At 73.2% G+C, this 15368-nt stretch carries 14 protein-coding genes, 1 tRNA gene and 2 pseudogenes; 3 read left to right on the top strand and 14 right to left on the bottom strand.

What is annotated here, in order from left to right:
• The 7 genes and pseudogenes from E1258_RS20365 to E1258_RS20335 form a co-directional block, all read right to left on the bottom strand.
• Positions 1-169 (bottom strand): annotated as a pseudogene (locus tag E1258_RS20365) (sulfate adenylyltransferase small subunit); the annotation flags it as partial.
• A 78-nt stretch (positions 170-247) separates the two neighbouring features.
• Positions 248-1066 (bottom strand): inositol monophosphatase family protein, encoded by an 819-nt coding sequence (locus E1258_RS20360; RefSeq protein WP_132403702.1) that lies wholly within the window; start codon positions 1064-1066, stop codon positions 248-250.
• A gap of 179 nt (positions 1067-1245) precedes the next feature.
• The gene (gene pth, locus E1258_RS20355; RefSeq protein ID WP_132403690.1) at positions 1246-1836 is read right to left on the bottom strand and encodes an aminoacyl-tRNA hydrolase; all 591 of its coding nucleotides are present in this window, start codon (positions 1834-1836) and stop codon (positions 1246-1248) included.
• 113 nt (positions 1837-1949) lie between these two features.
• Positions 1950-2642, bottom strand: a complete 693-nt coding sequence (locus tag E1258_RS20350; protein WP_132403687.1) for a 50S ribosomal protein L25/general stress protein Ctc — start codon at positions 2640-2642, stop codon at positions 1950-1952.
• Between the two features lie 405 nt (positions 2643-3047).
• On the bottom strand, positions 3048-4028 hold the full coding sequence (locus tag E1258_RS20345) for a ribose-phosphate diphosphokinase (protein ID WP_007074491.1): 981 nt from the start codon (positions 4026-4028) through the stop codon (positions 3048-3050).
• 60 nt (positions 4029-4088) lie between these two features.
• Positions 4089-5618: pseudogene (gene glmU / locus E1258_RS20340) on the bottom strand (bifunctional UDP-N-acetylglucosamine diphosphorylase/glucosamine-1-phosphate N-acetyltransferase GlmU); the annotation flags it as partial.
• Positions 5619-5691: 73 nt separating this feature from the next.
• Positions 5692-5762: transfer RNA gene (locus tag E1258_RS20335), tRNA-Gln, on the bottom strand.
• Positions 5763-6113: 351 nt separating this feature from the next.
• Here E1258_RS20335 and E1258_RS20330 point away from each other — a divergent pair.
• Together E1258_RS20330 and E1258_RS20325 are read left to right on the top strand one after the other, a co-directional pair.
• Complete coding sequence (locus tag E1258_RS20330; RefSeq protein WP_132403681.1) at positions 6114-7088, top strand: acyl-CoA desaturase; 975 nt, start codon at positions 6114-6116, stop codon at positions 7086-7088.
• Positions 7089-7209: 121 nt separating this feature from the next.
• Positions 7210-7899, top strand: a complete 690-nt coding sequence (locus E1258_RS20325) for a TetR/AcrR family transcriptional regulator (RefSeq protein WP_132403699.1) — start codon at positions 7210-7212, stop codon at positions 7897-7899.
• A 32-nt stretch (positions 7900-7931) separates the two neighbouring features.
• Here the strand turns inward: E1258_RS20325 and E1258_RS20320 are convergent, their stop codons facing one another.
• From E1258_RS20320 to E1258_RS20290, 7 genes are all read right to left on the bottom strand, one after another.
• Positions 7932-8402, bottom strand: a complete 471-nt coding sequence (locus E1258_RS20320; protein WP_132403678.1) for a DUF4383 domain-containing protein — start codon at positions 8400-8402, stop codon at positions 7932-7934.
• A gap of 114 nt (positions 8403-8516) precedes the next feature.
• Positions 8517-8972, bottom strand: coding sequence for a DUF4383 domain-containing protein (locus tag E1258_RS20315; protein ID WP_132403675.1), 456 nt, complete (start codon positions 8970-8972; stop codon positions 8517-8519).
• Between the two features lie 94 nt (positions 8973-9066).
• The gene (locus E1258_RS20310) at positions 9067-10881 is read right to left on the bottom strand and encodes an ABC-F family ATP-binding cassette domain-containing protein (RefSeq protein WP_132403672.1); all 1815 of its coding nucleotides are present in this window, start codon (positions 10879-10881) and stop codon (positions 9067-9069) included.
• A 116-nt stretch (positions 10882-10997) separates the two neighbouring features.
• Positions 10998-11954, bottom strand: coding sequence for a 4-(cytidine 5'-diphospho)-2-C-methyl-D-erythritol kinase (locus E1258_RS20305; RefSeq protein WP_132403669.1), 957 nt, complete (start codon positions 11952-11954; stop codon positions 10998-11000).
• The gene (locus tag E1258_RS35465; RefSeq protein WP_256371021.1) at positions 11951-12079 is read right to left on the bottom strand and encodes a hypothetical protein; all 129 of its coding nucleotides are present in this window, start codon (positions 12077-12079) and stop codon (positions 11951-11953) included. Before E1258_RS35465 ends, E1258_RS20305 begins: the two co-directional genes overlap by 4 nt.
• A 9-nt stretch (positions 12080-12088) precedes the next feature.
• Positions 12089-12961, bottom strand: coding sequence for a 16S rRNA (adenine(1518)-N(6)/adenine(1519)-N(6))-dimethyltransferase RsmA (gene rsmA / locus E1258_RS20295; RefSeq protein ID WP_132403693.1), 873 nt, complete (start codon positions 12959-12961; stop codon positions 12089-12091).
• Positions 12958-13872: a TatD family hydrolase gene (locus E1258_RS20290; protein ID WP_132403696.1), complete on the bottom strand. Its 915-nt coding sequence runs from the start codon at positions 13870-13872 to the stop codon at positions 12958-12960. Before E1258_RS20290 ends, rsmA begins: the two co-directional genes overlap by 4 nt.
• A gap of 187 nt (positions 13873-14059) precedes the next feature.
• Between E1258_RS20290 and E1258_RS20285 the strand changes: the two genes are divergently transcribed.
• Positions 14060-15307: a hypothetical protein gene (locus E1258_RS20285; protein ID WP_132403666.1), complete on the top strand. Its 1248-nt coding sequence runs from the start codon at positions 14060-14062 to the stop codon at positions 15305-15307.
• Positions 15308-15368 lie beyond the last annotated feature (61 nt).

Here is a 15368-nt window from a genome sequence, read left to right as displayed (position 1 = left end):
CCGGCGCGAACGCCTTCTGCGCCAACCGCAACATCACGATCGAGTCCTTACCACCGGAGAAGAGCAGCACCGGCCGCTCCATCTCCGCAACCACCTCACGCATCACGAAGATGCTCTCCGCCTCGAGGGCGTCGAGGTGGGAGACCTGGTAGGCGGCGGGTGCGGTCATAACACGGCCTCGATTCGCTCGGCTCCGCTCATGGATTCCAGGCCTTTCCGGTCGGACACGTGAAGAAGATTGCTCAGGCTACCCGGAATGCCTCTGCAGCGCTGCAAGCAACCGGCTGGCGAGATCCTTGCGGCAGACCAGCAGGTCGGGCAGGCGTGGGTCGGCCTCGTTGTATTTCAGCGCAGAACCGTCGATCCGGGAAGCATGCAGGCCGGTGGCCGTCGCCACAGCCACCGGAGCGGCCGAGTCCCACTCGTACTGGCCGCCCGCGTGGATGTACGCGTCGACCTCGCCGGTCACCACGGCGGCGATCTTCGCCCCCGCCGAGCCCATCGGAACCAGATGAGCGCCGACGTCCTCCGCCAGATCAGTCAGGAAAACCGGCGGACGGCTGCGACTGGCCGCCAAACGGATGGTCCGCCCGCCGCCCGAGGTCGCCGCCTCCAAGGTCATCGGCGGGTACGCCGGCGGATGGTCCGTGCCCAACACCCGGTGCTGCGCCGGCAACCCCACCGCCCCCGCCACCAGGCCGTGCGGGGCCGAGGCGCTGCGCGCCCAGAGCGCCACGTGCACCGCCCAGTCCGAGCGACCCTCCTCGGCGAACTCCCGGGTCCCGTCCAGCGGGTCGATGATCCACACCCGATCGGCGGTCAGCCGGGGCACCGCCCCGGCGTTCACCTCCGCCGCCCAGGCCAGCCGCGAGCCCTCGTCCTCCTCCGAGAGGACCCCGTCCCCCGGACGCCACTTCGCCAGCTCGGTGCGGATCAGGTCGTGCGAAACCTTGTCCCCGGCCGACTTCAGCGCCCCGGGGTCGCCGAACCCCAGCTCGGCGCGCAGGCCCAGCAGCGCCTGCCCGGCCTGGGCCGCCAACCACCGGGCGAACGCGCCGTCGATCATAGGAGGACTGCCCACAACTCGCTCCCGTCGCCTCGCCGCGACCCGTCCCGCCGCGACTCGCCTCACCGGCCGCAGTGCGCCGGCAACCCGCTTCGCCACGACCCGACTCACCGGCGTGGTCCGGCAGAAAGGCGCAGACTACCGGCCGTACGACCGCCAGCCGCGCCGCCCCGCCCGGCTCAGGCCCCGTGGTACTGGTTCTGGGTCGGCTCCACGCCCCGGGCAACCACCGACTCGACGACGTCCGCGGCCCGATCCACCAGGAACTCCAACTCCTTGCGCTCGGCGGCGGAGAAGTCCGACAGCACGTAGTCTGCCGGGTCCTGCCGACCCGGCGGCCGGCCGATGCCGAACCGCACCCGCACGTACTCCTTCGTCCCCAACGACTTCGACATCGAGCGCAGCCCGTTGTGCCCGCCCTCGCCGCCGCCGCACTTGACCCGCAACTGGCCGTAGCCGATGTCCAGCTCGTCGTGGATCGCGATCACCCGCCCCGGCGGCACCTTGTGGAACTGCGCCAGCCCGGCCACCGGCCCCCCGGAGAGGTTCATGTACGTCAGCGGCTTCGTCAGCACCAGCTTCGGCCCGCCGAACCCGAGCCGCCCCTCGGCGACCTCGGCCACCGCCCGCCGGTGCCGGCCGAACTTCCCGCCCACCCGGGCGGCCAGCAGGTCGGCCACCATGAAACCGACGTTGTGCCGGTTACCCGCGTACTCCCGGCCGGGATTGCCCAGGCCGACCACCAGCCACGGCCCCGCCTCGTCCGTCACGCCACGTCCCTCCCGCTCCCCCTGCCGCACCCGGCGGCCGGCTGCGACGTCGTCCCGACACGACGACAGGCGCCCCCGATCCGGGAGCGCCTGTCGCACAGAACACGGACCGATCAGGCCTCGGTCTTCGCCTCGGCCGGGGCCTCCTCGCCCTCGGCTGCCGGGGCCCCGGCGCCCTCGGCGGTCTCCTCGCCGACCTCGGCCTCGGCCTCCTCGGCGGCCACCTCGATCTCGGGCAGCGTGGCCTCCAGCTGCTCGGCGGTCGGGGCGGCGGTCACGGCGGCGACCGGCAGCTCCGGGTCGGCGGCCAGCTCGACGCCCGACGGCAGCTCCACGTCGGCGGCGGTGATGTGCGTGCCGGCCTCCAGGCCCTCGATCGACGCCTCCAGGTGGTCCGGCACCTTGGTGGCGTCGGCGGTCACCGAGAGGGTGTCGTGGTCGTGCACGATCAGGGTGTCCTTCGCGGCCTCACCGGTCAGCTGGACCGGAACCTCGACGGTGACCTTCTCGCCACGGCGGACCAGCAGCAGGTCGACGTGCTCGAAGCTGTCCTTGATCGGGTCACGCTGGATCGCCTTCGGCAGCGCCAGCACCTGGGTGCCGTCACTGACCTCGATCGCGAACAGCTGGTTGGCGCCACCCTTACGGATCGCGGCGGCGAACTCACGCGCGGGCAGCGCGATGTGCTTCGGCTTCTCGCCGTGGCCGTACAGCACGGCGGGCACCATGCCGGCCCGGCGGGTACGACGGGCACCACCCTTGCCGAACTCGGTACGGGGCTCGGCGCTGATCTTTACCTCGGACACGGGGAAACTCCTGAATGCTTTTCGCTGCGGCGGCTTGTCGTCTTGCGGTGCTGGGCGAGGGGCTCGCTGGGGCTCGTGCGTCATGAACGACTGCCCGGAGCACCGCGTCGATCACGGTGCCTCCGTGCGGCGCTTCTCAGCCCGCCGGGCACCCTCGCCATGGCAACCGCAACAGTCTACCCGAGATGATTACGCGCCTGACGGCAGTCCCCGCCTCACCCGCTACCAGGAGCGAAAACACCCAGCGGTACGCGGGGCGACCCCCGCCCGTCCCCGCCGCGGCGCGCGCCGGCAGCCGCGAACCCCGGCTGGGACGCGTGTTTGGCAGCCGCGAACCCCTGGCGGGACGCGTGTTTGGCAGCCGCGCGCCGGCCGTGGGACGACGGCCGGCGCAGCGGGCTCAGGTCAGCTCAGGCCGCCGAAGAGGGTCGTCACCGAGCCGTCGTCGAAGACCTCCCGGATCGCCCGGGCCAGCAGCGGCGCGATCGACAGCACCTTGATCTTGTCGAGCTGCTTCTCCGGCGGCAGCGGTAGCGTGTTCGTCACCACCACCTCGGTGATCGGGCTGTTCTTCAGCCGCTCGGTCGCCGGGTCCGACAGCAGCGCGTGGGTCGACGCCACCACGATCTCCGCCGCACCCGACTCCCGCAGGATGTCGGCGGCCTTGGTGATGGTCCCGCCGGTGTCGATCATGTCGTCCACGATCAGGCAGACCCGGCCCTCCACCTCGCCGACCACCCGGTTCGCCACCACCTGGTTCGGCTTCAACGGGTCCCGCGTCTTGTGGATGAACGCCAGCGGGCAGCCACCCAGCCGATCCGTCCACCGCTCCGCCACCCGCACCCGACCCGAGTCCGGCGCCACCACCGTCATCGGCCGCCCGGCGAACTTACGCTCCACGTACTCGGCCAGCACGTCCATCGCGAACAGGTGGTCGACCGGGCCGTCGAAGAAGCCCTGGATCTGCGCGGTGTGCAGGTCCACCGTGAGGATCCGGTTCGCGCCCGCCGTCTTCAGCAGGTCCGCCACCAGCCGCGCCGAAATCGGCTCCCGGCCGCGGTGCTTCTTGTCCTGCCGCGAGTACGGGTAGAACGGCAGAACCACGGTGATCCGCTTGGCCGACCCACGCTTCAGGGCGTCGATCATGATCAGCGTTTCCATGATCCACGTGTTGACCCCGTGCGTCACGGACTGCACCACGAAGGCGTCCGAACCGCGTACCGAATCCTTGAAGCGCACGAAGATCTCACCGTTGGCGAACTCGTACGCGTCGGCGGGCGTCGGCGCGATGCCGAGGACCTCACCGATCTCCCTGGCCAGCTCCGGGAAACCACGTCCGGAGAAGAGCATCAGGCTTTTGCGGTTTTCGGCGACGATGCTGCCCATGGGCCCGTCTGCTCCCGTTGCTCGGTGGTGCCCGGCTGCGGTGTGGGCCGGGGACTGTTTGGTTGCAGTATCTCCCCCACTGGACGGTCCACGAACCGCCTCGGTGCCCCCGTGGATTGCCTCACCTTCCCTTGCGGCCCACTACACTCCTGGCGCATCCTCCGCCGCGCGCCGGGCCCGCTCCGCCGCCTCCGCGGACGCCGTGCCGGCCCGCCTCCGGGCGACCCACCCCTCGATGCTGCGCTGCGGCGCGCGGGTCACCCCGAGCGCCCCCGCCGGCACGTTCTGGCTGATCGCGCTGCCCGCCGCGACGTACGCGCCCGGCCCCACCTCCACCGGGGCGATCAGGCTGGTGTCGCAGCCGATGAAGGCCGCTTCCCCGACCGTCGTGCGGTGCTTGTGCACCCCGTCGTAGTTCACGAAGATCGTCGCCGCGCCGATGTTGGCGTTCGCCCCGATCGTCGCGTCACCCACGTACGACAGGTGCGGCACCTTCGCGCCCGCGCCGATCTCGGAGTTCTTCACCTCGACGAACGTGCCAACCTTGGCCTTTTCGGCCAGCCTCGCCGCCGGCCGCAGGTACGCGTACGGCCCGACGCTGGCCCCCGCGCCCACCTCGGCGTCGACGGCGTGGCTGCGCAACACGGTCGCCCCCGGGCCGACCACCGTGTCGATCAGCGTCACGTCCGGGCCCACCACCGCCTCCGCGCCGACCACGGTCCCGCCACGCAGCTGCGTGTTCTGGTCGATCACCGCATCCCGGTCCACCGCCACCGTCACGTCGATCCAGGTCGTCGCCGGGTCAAGGATGCTGACCCCGGCACGCATCCAGCCCTCGTTGATCCGGTCGCGCAGCAGCCGGCGCAGCGCCGCCAGCTCGACCCGGTCGTTGCAGCCGAGCGTCTCGGCATGGTCGGTGGCCACGTGCACCCCGACCGGCTCACCGGCGGAGACCAGCAGGGCGAAGACGTCGGTCAGGTACTCCTCGCCCTGGTCGTTGTCGGTGGAGAGCTTGCCCAGCGCGTCCCGCAGCCGCACCGCGTCGAACGCGTAGCTGCCGGCGTTGATCTCCCGCAGCGCCCGCTGTTCGGCGGTGGCGTCGCGCTCCTCGACGATCTGCCGAAGCCGGCCCGTCTCGTCCCGGACGATCCGGCCGAGCCCGGTCGGGTCGGGCACCTCGGCGGCGAGCACGGTCGCGGCGGCCCCGGCACCCTCGTGCGCGTCGACCAGCGCGGCGACGGTCTCGGGGCGCAGCAGCGGCACGTCCCCGTTGATCACCACCACGGTTCCCACGACGTCGGCGACGGCGTCGAGCGCGATCCGGACCGCGTGGCCGGTGCCGCGCTGCTCGGCCTGAAGCACCGGGGTGGCCTCCGGGGCGACCTCGGCCAGGTGCGCCCGGACCTGGTCCGCGCCGTGGCCGACCACGACGACCGTCCGGTCGGCGCGCAGCGGCCCGGTGGCGGCGAGCACGTGGCCGAGCAGGGTCCGGCCGAGCAAAGGATGCAGCACCTTGGGCAGCGCCGACTTCATCCGCTTGCCCTCACCAGCGGCGAGCACGATGACGGTGCGGAGGTGGGGCTGGGACACGACGTGGCTCCAGTCGGGACGGCGACAGTCTCGCGGCCATGCTAACCACGCAAGCACGGCGACACAGCGAAAGCTCCCGGGAGAGGATTCGAACCCCTATAATCAGGACCAAAACCTGACGTCCTGCCATTAGACGACCCGGGACGGTCTAAAACGGACAAACAAATCGGTGGGCCGGACCACTACACCTTAGCGCCCCGCAGCTTCCGCGCCAGCGCCCATTCTGGCCATGATCCCTGTGATCTTCCAGTAGAGCCGTCGCGATCTGGGCACCTCGACGGTCAGGCAGCCCCGGTGGCCACCGCCGGCGTTCTCGGTAGCCATCGCCGGCGTTGTGGCGGACCGTCGCGCACCGGTGTCGCTTGAGGGAGGTGGGCCGGGCCGTACGACACCGCACGCATTCATGCCGGAAACTGTTTCGTGCTTTCCACGGCCCCCTAAGTTACGGTGACGTAGGCGTAACTTCGTGATCACCGCGTCCCACTGCGAGGTGCCATGCCGTCCGTACTGACCGGGTCCCACCCCGCCGGCCCGAAACCGCTCACCCAGGGTCCCCAGTCGCGCGGCATCCTGGTCGCCCTGTGGGCGTTCGTGGTCATCCCGTTCCTGGCCCTGGTCGCCGCGATCCCGGTCGCCTGGGGCGGCTGGCTGGGCTGGACCGATGTGGCCGTGGCCGGGTTCTGGTACGTCGTCTCCGGGCTGGGCATCACCGTCGGGTATCACCGCTACTTCACCCACGGCTCCTTCAAGGCACGGCCATGGCTGCGGGTGGTGCTGGCGGTCGCGGGTTCCTTCGCGGTGCAGGGCGAGATCATCCAGTGGGTCGCCGACCACCGGCGCCACCACGCCTTCTCCGACCTCGACGGCGACCCGCACTCGCCGTGGCGGTTCGGCGAGAGCGTCCGGGGGCTGGCGAAGGGGCTGTTCCACGCGCACGTCGGCTGGCTGTTCGGCCGGGAACTGTCCAACCGGGAGCGATTCGCTCCGGACCTGCTCGCCGACCGGACGACCCGCCGGGTGGACCAACTCTTCCCGGCGCTGGTAGTGGTGACGATGCTCGGCCCGGCGCTGATGGGTGGGCTGCTCAGCTGGTCGTGGCGGGGCGCGCTGACCGCGCTGTTCTGGGGCGGGCTGGTGCGGATCTCGCTGCTGCACCACGTGACCTGGTCGATCAACTCGGTCTGCCACGTCTACGGCGAGCGCCCGTTCGCGATGCGCCAGGGTGACCGGGCGGCCAACTTCTGGCCGCTGGCCATCCTGTCGTTCGGCGAGAGCTGGCACAACCTGCATCACGCCGAACCGACGAGCGCCCGGCACGGGGTGCTGCGCGGGCAGGTCGACATCTCGGCCCGGGTGATCTGGCTGTTCGAACGGGCCGGGGCGGCGTGGGCGGTGCGCTGGCCGAAGCCGGAGCGAATCGCGGCCAAGCTGACCCGCCCGGAGCCGGCGCAGCGGGGCCGGCGGCGGTAACGGGCCGGTCGGGTCGGCCGCGGCCTGGCAGGATGGCCGGATGACCGACGACGGCGGCGCGACCAACGACGGCGGCAGCATCCCACGACAGGGCGTCACCGAGCGCCGGCAAGGTGACGACATGGCAGATGGTCCGGTCAGTGCGGGCGGTGCTCGTGAGCGGCGACGCACCGCGTCGGCGGCGGGCAAGCCGCCGTCGCGGGTGCGGATGTCGGCGGCCCAGCGGCGCGAGCAGTTGATCTCGATCGGCCGGCAACTGTTCGCCGAGCGCGGCTTCGACGCCACCTCGATCGAGGAGGTGGCGGCGCGGGCCAAGGTCTCCAAGCCGGTGATCTACGAGCACTTCGGCGGCAAGGAGGGGCTCTACGCGGTGGTGGTGGACCGGGAGGTCCGGGCCCTGCTGGACCGGATCACCACGGCACTTACCGCCGGCCACCCCCGGGAGCTGCTGGAGCAGGCGGCGATGGCCCTGCTGGGTTACATCGAAGAGGAGACCAGCGGGTTCCGCGTGTTGGTCCGGGAGTCGCCGGTTATGTCGGCGACGGGCAACTTCAGCAGCGTGATGAACGACGTCGCGCACCAGGTCGAGCACATCCTGGGTGCCGAGTTCAAGACCCGGGGGTACGACCCGAAGCTGGCCGAGCTGTACTCGCAGGCCCTCGTGGGCATGGTGGCGCTGACGGGGCGCTGGTGGCTGGAGGTGCGCAAGCCGCGCAAGGAGACGGTGGCCGCGCACCTGGTCAACCTGGCCTGGAACGGGTTGTCGCACCTGGAGGCGAAGCCGACGCTGATCACGGTTCGGGGCCGCTGACCGGCGTCGCCTCCCCCTGCACAGGCCGGGGGTCAGCGGCTGCCGGGGACGGGGGCGCGGCGGTGCCGGCTCTCGGCCTCCGCGTGCTCGGTCGGGCCGACCTTGTCGTAGAGGCCGGTGGCGAGCAGCACCAGCCCGAACAGCAGCGACACGATGACGGTTGACATCGAGAAGTTGAGGAAGTTCGCCGAGGTCTGCAGGACGGCCATCATCAGGATGCCGGTGACGAGGAAGACCGCGCCGGCGGTGAGATTCATGTAGTGGCCGAGGTTGCTGCGCCGGGACGCCCCGATCAGCAGCACGGTCCCGAAGCCCACCGAGGCGAGCGAGAACGCGAGGTTGGTGCGGAGCCCGAGGACCCAGTGGCTGCCCCGGTCGAACAGGCCCTCGCCCCAGGTCTCGGCCACGCCCCACACGCCGAAGAGCAGGATGTAAAGCCCGATCAGCCCGGCGAGGAACCGGTAGAGCGGCCGGGCCGGGTGGTTGACCGGAAAGTGCGCCATGACCCCTCCATCCGATTGTTGCCATTCGGAAGGATTGTCACCCCGCCGGCCGCCGAACGCGGGCCGAACCGCCGCAGCGGGGGTCGGCGGGTGCCGCTCCCCGCTGCGGGTCGATCAGAGGACGAGCCGGGCCTTCTGCCAGGCCTCCTTCTCCTCGTCCGTGCCGACCTTGCCGTACATGCCGGCCATCAGCAGGACCAGGGAGAGGGTCAGCACCACGACGTCGGTGGTGATGGTGAAGTTGAAGATGTTGGCGTCGGTCCGGAGGAAGGCCAGCTCGGCCAGGCCAAGGACCATGAGGGCGTACGCCATCCACTGGTTGATCGCGACGTCGAGGTTGCGGCCGATCACGGTGCCGGCCAGGATCGTGATGCCGAGCACGAGGCTGAGCAGTGCGAATCCGAGGTTCGTCCCCTGGCCGAGCACCGCGGTGTCATCCTGGGCGAAGAGGTCGTCGCCGGCGCTTGCGACGAGGCCGAGCACTCCGAAGGCCAGGAAGTACAGACCAACGAGCCCGCCGATCGCCCGGTAGATCGGCCGCGCGGGGTGGTTGACGGGGGTGTGGGCCATGTCTGAGTCTCCAAGACCGTGCGGGTGAGGGGTCGCCTGCGATTGTCCCGCACGGCGGGCTGTGACGTCGCACACCCCCCACCCGGTTGCCCTGTCAGCCGCCGGGCACCTGCTCGGCGAGGGCCAGCCAGTTCTCCTCGACCTGTTCCCGTTCGGCCCGGACGTCCTTGAGCTGGGCGTCCAGCTCGGCGACCCGGGCGTAGTCGGTGGCGTTCGCGGCGAGCTGGTCGAGGAGGATGGCCTCCCGCTGCTCCAGCTTGGCGATCTGGCGTTCGAGCCGGGAGAGTTCCTTCTTCGCCTGCCGTGCCTCGGCGGCGGACATGCCGCCTGCGGCCGCGGCGGCCGGCATGCCGTCGGCGGGGGGCCCGGCGGGAGCGACCGGGGCGGCGGGCTGCCGGTCGGCGGCGCGGGCCAGGTACTCGTCGACGCCGCCGGGCAGGTGCACGAGCCTGCCGTCGCCGAACATCCCGTACGCGGTGTCGGTGACCCGTTCGATGAGGTACCGGTCGTGGCTGGCCACGATGATCGTGCCGGGCCAGGAGTCGAGCAGGTCCTCCAGGGCGGCGAGGGTGTCGGTGTCCAGGTCGTTGGTGGGCTCGTCGAACAGCAGCACGTTGGGCTCGGCGGCGAGCAGCCGGAGCATCTGCAGGCGGCGGCGCTCCCCGCCGGAGAGGTCACCCACGGGCGTCCAGAGCCGGCGGTCGTCGAAGCCGAAGACCTCGGCGAGCTGGGCGGCGGAGACCTCCCGGTCGCCGAGCTGGACCCGGCGGGCGACCTCCTCGACGGCTTCGAGGACGCGCAGGTGGCCGGGGAGCTCGGCCAGCTCCTGGGAGAGGAACGCGGGCCGGACGGTGGAGCCGGTGGCGAACCGGCCGCCGTCGGGGCGGATGATGCCGGCGAGCATCCGCAGCAGGGTGGTCTTGCCGGCGCCGTTGCGGCCGAGGACGGCGATCCGGTCGCCGGGGCCGACCTGCCAGGTGGTGTCGTGCAGGATCTCCTTGGGGCCGGCGTGCAGCCGGACGTGCTCCAGGTCGTACACCTGCTTGCCGAGCCGGGCGGTGGCGAGCCGTTGCAGCGACATGGTGTCGCGCGGCGGCGGTACGTCGTCGATGAGCGCGTTGGCCGCGTCGATGCGGAACTTCGGCTTGGAGGTACGGGCGGGCGGGCCGCGGCGCAGCCAGGCGATTTCCTTGCGGAGCAGGTTCTGCCGGCGGGCCTCGGTGGCGGCGGCGACCCGTTCCCGCTCGGCGCGGGCGAGGGTCCACGCGGCGAAGCCGCCCTCGTACGCGCGGACGGCCTGGTCGGCGACCTCCCAGGTGGTGGTGCAGACGGCGTCGAGGAACCACCGGTCGTGGGTGACCACGACGAGGGCGCCCCGGCGGCCGACGAGGTGCTTCGCGAGCCAGTCGACGCCGCCGACGTCGAGGTGGTTGGTGGGCTCGTCGAGAATGAGCAGGTCGGACTCGCGGACCAGCAGCGCGGCCAGCGCCACGCGGCGGCGCTCGCCGCCGGACATCGGGCCGACGGGCTGGTCGAGGCCCAGGTGGGGCATGCCGAGGCCGTCGAGGATGGCCCGGACGCCGGCGTCGCCGGCCCACTCGTGCTCGGCGCCCATGCTCTCGCCGAGCCAGGCGGTGCCGAGCACCACGTTCCTGACGGTGGCCTCGGGGGCGAGGGTGAGCGCCTGCGGCAGCCAGAGGACGCGCAGGTCGCGGCGGTGGGTGACCCGGCCGTCGTCGGGGTCCTCCTGCTTGGTCAGCAGCCGCAGCAGGGTCGACTTGCCCGCCCCGTTGAGGCCGACCACGCCGATCCGGTCGGCGTCGTCGAGGCCGAGCGAGACGTCGGTGAGCAGCGGCCCGGCGGCGCCGTAGCCCTTGGACACCCGGTCCAGGTTGACGATGTTGGCCACTACCCCACCTCCCATGATCAAGGCGTCCCGGTGCCGGCGGGCACCTGGGGACGCCTGACCCCAAGGGTACGCGGGCGCACCCGACCCGCCTTGGGGGCGGGGCGGGTGCGGGTGGCTCAGCCGATCCGGGCGCCGGCCACCGGGCCGTGCGCGGTGCGCGCCTCGCGGCACACCCCGGCCAGCTCCAGTTCGCCGGCGATCCGCTCGGCGTCGGCGGCGTCGGCGGCGAGGAAGACACAGGTGGGCCCGGAGCCGGAGACGATGCCGGCGAGCGCCCCGGCGGCCTCGCCGGCCTTGAGGGTGGTGGCCAGCGACGGGCGCATGACGAGTGCGGCGGCCTGAAGGTCGTTGCCGAGGGTGGCGGCGAGCACCCGGGGGTCGCGCTGGCGCAGCGCGGCGAGCAGCTTGTCGGTGCTGCCCAGCGGCGGCCCGGCGGCCCCGGCGTCGCGCAGCCGGTCGAGTTCGGCGTACGCGGCGGGGGTGGACAGGCCGCCGTCGGCGATGGCGACCACCCAGTGCCAGGAGGTGGGGCGGGCCAGCACGGGGCTGACCGCCTCGCCCCGGCCGGTGCCCAGCGCGGTGCCGCCGTGGATCAGAAACGGCACGTCGGAGCCGAGGTCGGCGGCGATCCCGGCCAGTTCGTCCCGGGACAGCCCGGTGCCCCAGAGCGCGTCGCAGGCGACCAGGGCCGCCGCGGCGTCGGCGCTGCCGCCGGCCAGGCCACCGGCGAGCGGGATCTGCTTGCGCAGGTGCAGCCGGGCGTGCGGCAGGACGCCCGCGTACCCGGCGAGGGCGTGGGCGGCCCGGATCACCAGGTTGGTGTCGTCCAGGGCCAGCTCGCCGGTGCCCTCGCCCTCCATGGTCAGGGTGAGGGTGTCGCCCCGGCGGGCGGTCAGCTCGTCGTGGATGGAGATGGCGTGATAGACGGTGTTCAGCTCGTGGTAGCCGTCGCGGCGCAACGGGCCCACCCCGAGGTGCAGGTTGACCTTGGCGGGGACCCGCACCCGGACCGGGCCGCTGGCCCCGCGCCGCTGCTGGTCGTCATCGTCGTCCGGTCGCCAGGCCTCGGTCACGGGACGATGCCCCGCAGGCGCAGGCGGATGTCGAACGGCTCGGTCACGATCAGCTCCTCGGCGGGGTCGGCGGCCGGCTCGGACCAGCCGTCAACCAGGTCGTACGCGCTGCGGGGTCCGGGCACCGCGCCAGCCTACTGCGCTGCCGGCGTGCCGGTCGGAGCCGACGCGGCGATGGCGGCGAACTGCTCGACGGTGAGCGACTCCCCGCGGGCGCCGGGGTCCACCCCGGCGACGGTGAGGGCAGCGGCGGCCCGGTCGGCCCCGCCGGCCCAGCCGGCGAGGGCGGCCCGCAGGGTCTTGCGGCGCTGCGCGAACGCGGCGTCGACGACCGCGAAGACCCGTTCCCGGGGCACCTCGGGGCGGGGCGGCTCGCGGCGGGTGAAGGCGACCAGCCCCGAGTCGACGTTCGGCACCGGCCAGAACACGTTGGGTGGGACCCGGCCGGCGGCGCGGGAGTGGGCGTGCCAGGCGAGCTTGACCGACGGGATGCCGTAGACCTTGGAGCCGGGGCCGGCGACGAGCCGGTCGGCGACCTCCTTCTGCACCATCACCAGGCCGTGTCGCAGGCTGGGCAGCGCGGCGAGCAGGTGCAGCACCACCGGAACGGCCACGTTGTACGGCAGGTTCGCCACCAGGGCGGTCGGCGCGGGGGCGGCCAGCTCTGCGGGATCGATCCGCAGCGCGTCGGCGCGGTGCACGGTGAGCCGGCCGGCGTACGGGCCGGCGTGGCGGGCGGCGGTCTGCGGCAGCGCGGCGGCCAACGTCGGGTCGATCTCGACGGCGTGGGTGTGGGCGGCGGCCGGGAGCAGGGCCAGGGTGAGGGAGCCGAGACCGGGGCCGACCTCCAGGGCGACGTCGTCCGCGGCCAGCCCGGCGGCGGCGACGATGCGGCGGACGGTGTTCGGGTCGTGCACGAAGTTCTGGCCGAGCTTCTTCGTCGGGTGGACGCCGAGGCGGGCGGCGAGGTCCCGGATCTCCGCCGGGCCGAGCAGGCCGGCGGTCACCACGGGCCGAAGGCGCGTTCGGCGTTCGCCGACAGCGCGGCGCAGAGCGCGTCGAGATCCGCGCCGGTGGTCGCGGCCAGCGCACGGACGGTGAGCGGGATCAGGTACGACGCGTTGGGCCGCCCCCGGTGCGGGGTGGGGGTGAGGTACGGGGCGTCGGTCTCGACCAGGAGCTGGTCGAGCGGGGTGAGCGCGGCGGCCTCGCGCAGCGCGGTGGCGCTGGCGAAGGTGACCGTGCCGGCAAAGCTGAGCAGGTACCCCCGGCGGACGCACTCGCGGGCGAAGTCGGCGTCGCCGGAGAAGCAGTGCAGGACGACGGTGTTCGGGGCGCCCTCGTCGTCGAGAATCCGCAGCACGTCGGCGTGGGCGTCCCGGTCGTGGATGACGAGGGTCTTGCCGTACCGCTTGGCGATGCCGATGTGGGCGCGGAAGCTCTCCTCCTGCGCGGCCCGGCCCTCGTCGCCGGTGCGGAAGAAGTCCATCCCGGTCTCGCCGATGCCGCGCACCCGGTCGCGGGCGGCGAGCGCCTCGACGGCGCGCAGCGCCCCGTCGAGGTCGGCGAGGCGGGGTGCCTCGTTGGGGTGCAGCGCGACGGTGGCCAGCACCGCCGGGTAGTGGTCGGCCGTGTCGGCGCTCCACGCCGAGGACGCGACGTCGACGCCGACCTGGACGAGCCGGTCCACCCCGGCCTCGGCGGCCACCGCGACGGCCGCCGCGATCGGGTCGTCGGCGGTGGCGTTGCCGCCCGCCCCGCCGGCCGGCACGCCGGCCTCGGTGACGGTGATGTCCAGGTGGGTGTGGCTGTCCGGCACGGGGCCGGGCAGCGGCTCGGGCGCGGGCGGGAACTCGCCGGCCCGGCGGGCGGCCCGCTGCCGGCGGGGTTCGGTCGACTCGGTCATCGCCGCCAGCATCACACACCGCGGGTCGGCCCGGTCCGCCACCCGGCCCTTCCCCGCCACCCGGCCCTTCCCCGTCGCCTCACCCGACTCCTTACGGGTGCGCGGCCGGGGGACGGGGAGCGCGTTGACCGGGTGCCGCTCACCGGACTGTCACCGGCCGTTCACCCGTCCGGAATGCGGCGCGCCTAGCGTCGCCGGAGTGAGCGTCGCCCCCGAGGCCAGTGGAGCCGCCGATGGGCGCACGGGGCTGCGCGTGACGTACGGCGGGGTCGCGTACCCGGCCGAGGAGATCGCCCGGGGCGCGGCGTACGAGTTGTTCAGCGCCGAGGAGGCGCCCGGCTTCGAGTGGGCGCCCCGGCCGGGGGTGGCGCTGCCCTGGCGGAGGTTCGCGCACGCCAGCGAGGTCGACGCGGTGCGCGGAGCGGCCGAGCCGACCGAGGAGCCGGACGCCCCGCTGCTGGTGCCGCTGCACCGCGAGCGGGGCTGGCCGCAGGTGCAGCGGCTCAGCCAGCAGCCCGCCTCGGCCGGCGAGCCGACGCTGGCGGCGATCCGGGCGTCCGCGGTGATCCGGCGGGGCACCCGGATGATCAAGGTGCTCTCCGCCCGGCAGCTCGCCGGGTACGCCCGGGGCTGGCTGCCGCGCGGCTTCTGCCACCGCGAGCACGACGTGGCGCACCTGCGTACGCCGGCGGCCCTGGCGGTGCTGCGCACCGACTCGCCGGGCGGCCGGGACGAGCTGGAGGTGGCGTACGCGCTGCGCTGGCGGGCCGCCGACCCGGCCGACTACGTGCTGCCGGTCGGCGCGGAGCACCGGGGGTTGACGGCGCTGCCGCCCCGGGACCGGCTCGGCCCACCGGTGCTGGGCACCGGGTTCGTGCCCAGCGAGGCGCAGCTCGTCCCGGAGTTCGTCACCCGGGACTTCGCCGACCTGCCGATGCCGGCGAACGCCACCCTGCTTGCCTACCCGGCGTCGGGGGCGGAGGTGGTCCTCTACAGCTACCAGGCCGAGCAGCGGGGCTGGCTGCGGATGGTCGGCCCGCAGTGGCGGCACCTGCTGGCGGGGGTGCCCGATCTCTCTCCCGACCAGGAGTGGCTGCCGACCGGGGAGGCGGCCCGCTCGACGCAGCTCGTCGGCGAGTACGCCGGAACCGTGTACGAGGCGGTCGCCGACCTGCCCAGCGGGTTCCGGGTGCTGGCGATGACCCGGACCGCCCGGTATCCGGTGGAGACGGTGGCCCGCCAGCTGCGGCACGCCGCCTGGCGGGGCGTGCCCTGCCTGGTCCTGCGGGAGGAGGCCGGCTGGCTGCGGCTGCGGCTGACCCGGCCGGATCCGGACGCCGTGGCCACGACCGGGGCGCAGTGCCAGGAACGGGGGGTCTACGAGATTTGGGCCCCGGCGGTCGAGGTGACCGACGACCGGATGGTCAACGTCCCGTACCCGCTCTGACTGCCGGTCGTCGCGTGACCCGGTCCCGGCCGGCGGGGTCGGCGACGGGCGGCCCAGCCGG

The sequence above is a fragment of the Micromonospora sp. KC207 genome (genome assembly GCF_004348615.1).
Classification (GTDB): domain Bacteria; phylum Actinomycetota; class Actinomycetes; order Mycobacteriales; family Micromonosporaceae; genus Micromonospora.
This window is presented reverse-complemented; position numbering and strand designations above follow the sequence as displayed.

Bases quoted from the DNA above. Each gene is read 5' to 3' on its own strand.
- E1258_RS20315 (WP_132403675.1), bottom strand. From the start codon at position 8,972: ATGGCCCACACCCCCGTCAACCACCCCGCGCGGCCGATCTACCGGGCG.
- E1258_RS20360 (WP_132403702.1), bottom strand. From the start codon at position 1,066: ATGATCGACGGCGCGTTCGCCCGGTGGTTGGCGGCCCAGGCCGGGCAG.
- E1258_RS20325 (WP_132403699.1), top strand. From the start codon at position 7,210: ATGGCAGATGGTCCGGTCAGTGCGGGCGGTGCTCGTGAGCGGCGACGC.
- E1258_RS20290 (WP_132403696.1), bottom strand. From the start codon at position 13,872: ATGCTGGCGGCGATGACCGAGTCGACCGAACCCCGCCGGCAGCGGGCC.
- E1258_RS20330 (WP_132403681.1), top strand. From the start codon at position 6,114: ATGCCGTCCGTACTGACCGGGTCCCACCCCGCCGGCCCGAAACCGCTC.
- E1258_RS20320 (WP_132403678.1), bottom strand. From the start codon at position 8,402: ATGGCGCACTTTCCGGTCAACCACCCGGCCCGGCCGCTCTACCGGTTC.
- E1258_RS20345 (WP_007074491.1), bottom strand. From the start codon at position 4,028: ATGGGCAGCATCGTCGCCGAAAACCGCAAAAGCCTGATGCTCTTCTCC.